The sequence below is a fragment of the Phyllobacterium sp. genome (genome assembly GCF_037994425.1).
Taxonomy (GTDB): Bacteria; Pseudomonadota; Alphaproteobacteria; order Rhizobiales; family Rhizobiaceae; genus Phyllobacterium.
Map to the genome: position 1 here is coordinate 22,298 of NZ_JBBNAM010000156.1, position 7,313 is coordinate 29,610.

The 7,313-nt window shown below is 57.4% G+C and carries 8 protein-coding genes; 3 read left to right on the forward strand and 5 right to left on the reverse strand.

Annotation, left to right across the window (positions count from 1 at the left end):
• Nucleotides 1–132: 132 nt before the first annotated feature.
• The 3 genes from AAAB35_RS11370 to AAAB35_RS11380 are packed head-to-tail and all read left to right on the forward strand — an operon-like array spanning nucleotide 133 to nucleotide 2,644.
• Complete coding sequence (locus AAAB35_RS11370) at nucleotides 133–1,173, forward strand: methionine ABC transporter ATP-binding protein (RefSeq protein WP_340668400.1); 1,041 nt, start codon at nucleotides 133–135, stop codon at nucleotides 1,171–1,173.
• Entirely contained in the window at nucleotides 1,163–1,828 is a 666-nt protein-coding gene (locus AAAB35_RS11375) for a methionine ABC transporter permease (protein ID WP_340668394.1), read from the forward strand. Before AAAB35_RS11370 ends, AAAB35_RS11375 begins: the two co-directional genes overlap by 11 nt.
• A gap of 36 nt (nucleotides 1,829–1,864) precedes the next feature.
• Nucleotides 1,865–2,644 carry a MetQ/NlpA family ABC transporter substrate-binding protein gene (locus AAAB35_RS11380; RefSeq protein ID WP_340668401.1) on the forward strand — a complete coding sequence of 260 codons (780 nt, stop codon included), beginning with the start codon at nucleotides 1,865–1,867 and terminating at the stop codon, nucleotides 2,642–2,644.
• A 42-nt stretch (nucleotides 2,645–2,686) separates the two neighbouring features.
• On the opposite strand, the gene AAAB35_RS11385 is transcribed toward AAAB35_RS11380, so the two are convergent.
• The 5 genes from AAAB35_RS11385 to AAAB35_RS11405 form a co-directional block, all read right to left on the reverse strand.
• The gene (locus AAAB35_RS11385) at nucleotides 2,687–3,757 is read right to left on the reverse strand and encodes a sn-glycerol-3-phosphate import ATP-binding protein UgpC (protein ID WP_340668395.1); all 1,071 of its coding nucleotides are present in this window, start codon (nucleotides 3,755–3,757) and stop codon (nucleotides 2,687–2,689) included.
• Nucleotide 3,758: 1 nt separating this feature from the next.
• Nucleotides 3,759–4,607, reverse strand: coding sequence for a sn-glycerol-3-phosphate ABC transporter permease UgpE (gene ugpE, locus AAAB35_RS11390; RefSeq protein WP_340668396.1), 849 nt, complete (start codon nucleotides 4,605–4,607; stop codon nucleotides 3,759–3,761).
• A gap of 13 nt (nucleotides 4,608–4,620) precedes the next feature.
• Complete coding sequence (ugpA, locus tag AAAB35_RS11395) at nucleotides 4,621–5,511, reverse strand: sn-glycerol-3-phosphate ABC transporter permease UgpA (protein WP_340668397.1); 891 nt, start codon at nucleotides 5,509–5,511, stop codon at nucleotides 4,621–4,623.
• Nucleotides 5,512–5,575: 64 nt separating this feature from the next.
• Nucleotides 5,576–6,886, reverse strand: coding sequence for a sn-glycerol-3-phosphate ABC transporter substrate-binding protein UgpB (gene ugpB, locus AAAB35_RS11400; protein ID WP_340668398.1), 1,311 nt, complete (start codon nucleotides 6,884–6,886; stop codon nucleotides 5,576–5,578).
• Between the two features lie 251 nt (nucleotides 6,887–7,137).
• Nucleotides 7,138–7,313 (reverse strand): isochorismatase family protein (locus AAAB35_RS11405; protein WP_340668402.1); only part of this gene is annotated, 176 nt, incomplete at its 5' end.

Genomic DNA, 7,313 nt, shown 5'->3' on the forward strand with positions numbered 1-7,313 from the left:
AGACGGTCGCAAACAGGCAATAGGGCGGATGCGCGAGCACCGCAAATGAACATGGCAATTGTAAAGAACAGGGCAAAGGGCCCGGTTGCCGTGGCCGCGAATGATGAGCCGGCCACGCAAACCACCAAACCGATGGTGGCATTCGAACAGGTTTCAAAGCGCTTCGCGGCGGGCCGCAGCAGCAACGAAGTGATCGCGCTGGACAGTATCGATCTTGTGGTGCCCCGTGGGTCGGTGACGGGAATCATCGGCCGTTCGGGCGCTGGCAAATCGACCTTGATCCGCCTGGTCAACGGCCTGGAGAAGCCGACAGCCGGACGGGTTGTCGTCGACGGTATTGACGTCGCCGGCCTCAAGGAGAAAGATTTGCGTTCGGTGCGCCGGTCGATCGGCATGATCTTTCAGCATTTCAATCTTCTGTCGTCACGCACGGCGTTCGATAACATCGCTTTGCCGCTCGAGATCGCCGGCATGGATCGGCAGGCAATCGAGAAGCGAGTCTCGCCGCTTCTTGATCTTGTCGGTCTCGCGGACAAGCGCGATCGCTATCCTTCTGAACTTTCCGGCGGACAAAAGCAGCGCATTGGTATCGCGAGAGCGCTTGCGACCGAGCCGAAGCTTCTTCTCTCCGATGAGGCTACCTCAGCGCTCGATCCCGAGACCACGCGATCAATTCTCGACCTTCTACGAAAGATCAACAAGGAACTCGGACTGACGGTCCTGCTGATCACTCACGAAATGGAAGTGGTCAAAACCATTGCCGACCATGTTGCGGTAATCGATGGCGGCCGAATCGTCGAAGAGGGGCCGACATTTGACGTGTTCACCGGCCCCGCCCATGAAACGACCCGCGCATTGCTCGGTGGCCTTGCGGGAATGCGGCTGCCGGAGTTCCTTACGAAGCGGATGGAGAAAGCGGCGCAGGACGGTTCCCGCACGATCCTGCGTGTCATCTTCAAGGGTGAAAACGCCACAGAACCGATGCTGGCGCGGCTTGGCAGCGATCTCGGCATCGAGGTGAACATTCTGGCCGGTGCAGTGGACGAGATCGCCGGGCGTCCTTTCGGCATGCTGGTGGTTTCGTTGCGCGCGGAGGAAGCGAAAATTGGCGAGGCACGGCGGTTCCTCACCGATCATGGTTTGGCTTCGGAGGTTGTTGGTTATGTCCGCTGACATTATCGCGCTCATCATCAAGGCGACAGGCCAGACGCTCTATATGGTTGCGGTAGCCGGCCTTATCGGCTCGCTCCTTGGCATTCCGCTCGGCGTATTTCTGGCGACGAGCGGGCGCGGCGAACTCTTCGCGGCGCCCTCGGTCAACAAGGTGCTTGGCGCGATCGTCAATGCAACCCGCTCTACGCCCTTCATCATTCTCGTTGTCGCAATCATTCCGTTCACACGCCTTGTTGCGGGAACTACAATCGGCACTAGCGCCGCGATTGTTCCCCTGACCATCGCGACGATTCCCTTTGTAGCGCGCCTCGTTGAAACGGCGATCCGGGAAGTCGATCCGGGATTGATTGAAGCTGCCCGCGCCATGGGGGCAAGCCCGATCCAGATCGTGTTCAAGGTTCTGCTTGCCGAGGCGCGCCCGGGCATCGCGTCGGCCCTGACCCTCACCATCGTCAGCCTGATCGGCTTTTCGGCCATGGTTGGCGCGGTTGGCGGCGGCGGGCTCGGCGACCTCGGCATCCGCTACGGCTACCAGCGCTTCATGCCCGATGTGATGGCCGTCGTCGTCGTCGTCCTCATCGTCCTCGTGCAACTCGTGCAAAGCGCCGGCGACCGGCTGGCGCGCCAGTTCGATAAGCGCTCGCGTCCGCGTTGAGCTTGATATTCTTCAGAAAGACAGGAGTTTGAAATGTTGAAGAGATTTGTTGCGGCTGCCGCTTTTGCGGCCGTTCTCGGTGCGACCAGCGCCTTCGCAGAAACGATCAAGGTTGGCGTCACGCCCGGAGAGCACGCGCAGATCATGGAGAAGGTAAAGGAAGTCGCCCAGCCAAAGGGACTTGATATCGAGATTTTTGAGTTTTCAGACTATGTAGTGCCCAACCAGGCGCTGAACGATGGCGAACTCGATGCCAATTCCTTCCAGCACAAGCCTTACCTCGATAATCAAATCGCCGATCGCAAGTTCGACATCATCGACGTCGCTTACACAGTCAATTTTCCGATGGGCGTCTATTCGAAGAAGGTAACAAGCTTCGATGAACTCGCCGAGGGTGCAACGATCGCCATTCCGAACGATCCGACCAATGGCGGACGCGCTTTGCTGATTCTCGCCGATAAGGGCGCGATCAAACTCAAGGAAGGCGTGGGGCTGAAGGTTACCGTCAACGACATCGCCGAGAACCCCAAGAACTTCAAATTTGTCGAGCTTGACGCTGCGCAGTTGCCCCGCTCGATCGACGACGTCGACGCCGCTGCAATCAATACCAATTATGCGCTTGAAGCTGGTCTCGACCCTATGAACGGCACGATCCTCAAGGAAGGGGAGAAAGCGCCCTATATCAATCTGATTGCCGTGCGTACGGCGGACAAGGACAAGCCCTGGGTAAAGACCCTGATCGAGTCCTATCATTCGGATCCGGTCAAGCAGTTTATCCTCGACAAGTACAAGGGTGCCGCTGTTCCGAGCTGGTAATGAATAGAAGGGGCATCTCCCCAAACGGGGAGGTGCCTCACCTCATATCCGCTTTCCGTCCGCGTCGAAGAGGTGGAGCTTTTCTTTAGGGACGATTACCCGCAAATGATCGCCGGGCTCGGCCACTGATCGGCCGGCTACCCTCACGACAACCTGTTCACCGCCGATCATGCCATAAACATAGCTCTCGGCGCCGACGGGTTCGACGCCACGGACGGTGACGTCGAGCAGCAATCCACCGACATGCTTTTTGCTTCCGGCGGCGACCTCGAGATCCTCAGGGCGAAAGCCGATCTGAGCACCCTCGGCCGGGATTGCGAGGCCCTCGGCGCCGATATGGGTGCCATCCTTCAAGAGAACGCCGGTGCTATCGGCGCTGACACGCACGAGGTTCATCGGCGGCGCGCCTATGAAACTCGCAACGAACGTGCTTGCAGGCTTCTCGTAGATGTCGAGAGGCGCGCCGATCTGCTCCACGACACCGCCATTCATGACGACGAGAATATCGGCGAGCGTCATGGCCTCGAGTTGGTCGTGGGTAACATAAACGCTGGTCACCCCCAGTTGCCGCTGCAGGTTCTTGATCTCGACGCGCATTTGCCCACGCAGCTTCGCATCGAGGTTGGACAGCGGTTCGTCGAACAGGAACACCTTCGGATTCCGGACAATCGCACGCCCCATGGCAACACGCTGGCGCTGCCCGCCGGAGAGTTCGCGTGGCCGACGTTCGAGAAGATGGCCGAGTTCGAGCGTTTGCGCGGCTTCCCGCACGCGCTTGTCGATCTGGTCCTTGGGCATGCCGCGATTGCGCAGGCCGTAGGCCATGTTGTCGTAAACCTTCATATGCGGGTAGAGCGCATAGTTCTGGAAGACCATGGCGATATCCCGTTCGGCCGGTCCGAGATTGTTGACGACCGAATCCTCGATCTTGAGTACTCCCTCTGTGATAGATTCAAGCCCTGCGATCATGCGAAGCAGCGTGGATTTCCCACAGCCGGATGGTCCCACCAACACGCAGAGAGCGCCGTCGTGAATGGCAATATTTACGCCCTTCACCGCTTCAACGCCGCCCCCATAGACCTTGCGAATATTGGTCAATTCTACGCTTGCCATTTCATTTCTCCGTTTCGACCAACCCGCGCACGAACCAGCGTTGCATCAGGACGACAACAAGGATCGGCGGGACAATAGCGAGGATGCAGGTCACCATGACGAGGTGCCATTCCGTGTCGGCGTCGGCGAAGGAGATCATTTTGTGCAGGCCGATCACGATGGTCGACATATCATTTCGGTTTGTCATGAGCAGCGGCCACAGATATTGCGTCCAGCCATAGATGAAGAGGATCACAAACAGTGCCGCAATATTGGTCTTCGACAGTGGTAGCAGGATATCCTTGAAGAACCGCCATGGGCCCGCGCCATCGACCCGCGCCGCTTCGACCAATTCGCCGGGTATGGTCATGAAAAATTGTCGAAAGAGCAATGTCGCGGTTGCCGACGCCATGAGCGGCAGGGTCAGCCCCGTGTAGGTATCGATAAGCCCAAGATCGACCATGACCTTGTAGGTCGGCAGAATGCGTACCTCGACCGGCAACATTAGCGTGATGAAGATCAGCCAGAAGAAGAACATGCGGCCAGGAAAGCGAAAAAACACGATCGCATAGGCGGAAAGGATTGAGATGACGATCTTTCCGACGGCAATGCCGAGGGCCATGATCACGGTGTTGAGGAGCAGGCGATCGACACCGACACCGCCTATGCGCACCACACCGCCAAACAATGCCGCCGAGTAGTTTTCCCAGAAGTGACCACCAGGCAGCAGGGACAGCGGCGGCCGCATGATTTCCTGCAGCGTCTGCGTCGATGCGACGAACGTATAGTAGATGGGGAACGCGACAATCACGATCCCGATGACGAGGATGACATGGGCAATCAGGCGGCCAATGGGATTGTTCTGAATCATAGGTTCCGATCCTTCAGCCGTAGTGAACTTTGCGTTCCACGTAGCGGAACTGGATCGCTGTAAGACCAATCACGATGATCATGAGGATTACCGATTGGGCCGCCGAATCGCCAAGGATGAGATTGACGAAGCCATCATTATATACCTTGTAGACCAGGGTCTCGGTCGCCTTGCCCGGGCCACCGCCCGTCACTGCATGAATGATGCCGAACGTGTCGAAGAACGCATAGACGGTGTTGACGACGAGAAGGAAAAACGTCGTTGGTGCAAGAAGCGGGAAGACAATGGTCCAGAAGCGCTTGTTTTCGCCCGCGCCATCAATGGCGGCAGCTTCGACGAGCGACTTCGGGATGGATTGCAGCCCTGCGACGAAGAACAGAAAGTTGTAACTGATCTGTTTCCATGCGGCCGCAGAAACCACCAGAACCATCGCCTGATTGCCATTGAGAAGCGGGTCCCAATTATAGCCGGCCGATCGGGCAATATAGGCCAGCGTCCCCATCGAGGGATTGAACAGAAAGAGCCACAACATGCCCGCAATAGCGGGAGCCACGGCGTAGGGCCAGATGAGCAGGGTGCGATAGATGTTCTTGCCGCGGATAACCTTGTCGGCCATGACTGCCAGAAGGAGGGCAAACGACATGGCGATCAGTGCTGTTGCGACGGAAAAGATGACGGTGACCTGCAGCGAGTTCAAATAGTTGGGATCGCTGATGACCCGTTTGAAATTGCCAAGGCCGACAAATTGGGTGGACAGTCCGAACGGGTCCTCGCGCAGGACAGATTGATAGACGGCCTGCGATGCCGGCCAGTAGAAAAAGATGAGCGTAATGGCGAGCTGGGGCGCCAGCAGCGCATAGGGCAAAAGCTTATTGGGAAACGTCACGTTCGTGGACGATGCCATGGATGCCTCGCTTTTAAAGAAATCCCGACCGCTGTTGTAGCGGCCGGGATTCGGAAGGGAAGGCTTATTGGCCGAGTGCCTGCTTGATTGCGGCGTTGCCACGCTTGACTGCGTTGTCGAGGGCCTGCTGCGCCGTCTGTTTGCCGGCTAGCATGTTTTCGAACTCTTCATTCTCGATGTCGCGAACCTGCGGCAGGTTGACGAGGCGCACGCCCTTGGAGTTTTCCGTCGGGGCCTTTCCCAACATCTGCTTGATCGGGATTTCGCGCGCCGGGTTCTTGTCATAGAAGCCGGACTTCTTGGTCTCCTCATAAGCCGCCATCGTTACGGGGAGGTAGCCCGAGACCTGATGCAGGCGGGCCTGGATTTCGGTCTTGGACAGGAAATTGAAGAAGGCCGCGACGCCCTTGTATTGCTCGTCCGACTTGCCAGCAAAGACCCAGAGCGAGGCACCGCCAGGGATCGTGTTCTGTGGCGCACCCTGGGCGTCCGCTTCGTACGGAAGTTGACCTGTGCCGAAATTGATCCCCGACTTCACAACGTCACCAAGACCACCGGACGATTCGGTGAAGATGCCGCATTCGCCCGACGTGAACAGCTGTTTGGCTTCGGACGTACGACCGCCATAACGGAACGTGCCATCCTTGGCGAGGTCGGCGATCTCCTGGAAGTGCTTGACGAAGGTCGGTGCATTGATCTTCAACTCGACATCGGTTGCAGCAATGCCGTTCTCGTTGGTGCCCCACTGCAGGTTGTTCCAGGCGGCATAGTTCTCGGTCTGGATCCAGGTGAGCCAGGTCGAGGTAAACCCGCACGGCGCAGCGCCGCTCGATTTGATCTTCTTGGCCGCGTCCCATACTTCTGTCCAGGTCTTCGGCGGATTGTTTTCGTCGAGACCCGCCTTCTTGAAGGCGTCCTTGTTGTAATAGAGGATCGGTGAGGAACTGTTATAGGGGAACGAGAGCATCGTGCCGTCAGGCTTCGAATAGTAGGCGACGATATCTGGCAAGTAGAGGCTCTTGTCGAACTTCGAGCCGCCCATAGAAAGGATGTCGGCTACCGGCTTGACGGCACCTTCCGCGCCCATCATGACACCGGTACCGGCATCAAACACCTGGAGAATATCCGGTGCCTGCTTGGCGCGGAATGCGGCGATGCCGGCATTCAACGCTTCCGGATAGGTTCCCTTGAAGACGGGAACGACCTTGTATTCACTCTGGCTTGCGTTGAATTCCTTAGCCAGCGTCTCAACGACTTCATTGTTGGCGCCGGTCATTGCATGCCACCAGCTGATTTCGGTGACGGCGAAGGATGAGGTGGATGAGGCAAGAACAAGGCCGAGTGCAAGGCTTAACGACGTACCGCGATAGGTCATATCAATCTCCCATGATGAGGCGTCATCTTCAGTGCGCTTGCTGCCAGTATCCCTATTATGTGACAGACAAACAACAGCAATGTGCCTTTCCTCGTTAACGCTTGTGGAAAATGCGCAGCTGTTCATTTTATTGACGCTAGCTTCCATCCCGTGGTTAAAGTCCATGTTCCATGAGTGGAACCATAAGCGTACAGCGGTAGCGATGCCTGCGTGTCGAACAGGAACTTGAACTTTTGTTTGCCGGCGTTGGATCAGATCAGTGTAATGCCAGCCTTGCGCATTTCACCGAGCATCGCGGCCAGGGAACCACCCAGATTGATACCGCGACAGGCATCAAGGAGGACGTCGGCGGCAAAGCCATGCTCGACGGCGTCGAGCGCGGAATAGGCGACGCAGTAATCGGTAGCGAGGCCGGCAAAGGTCACAT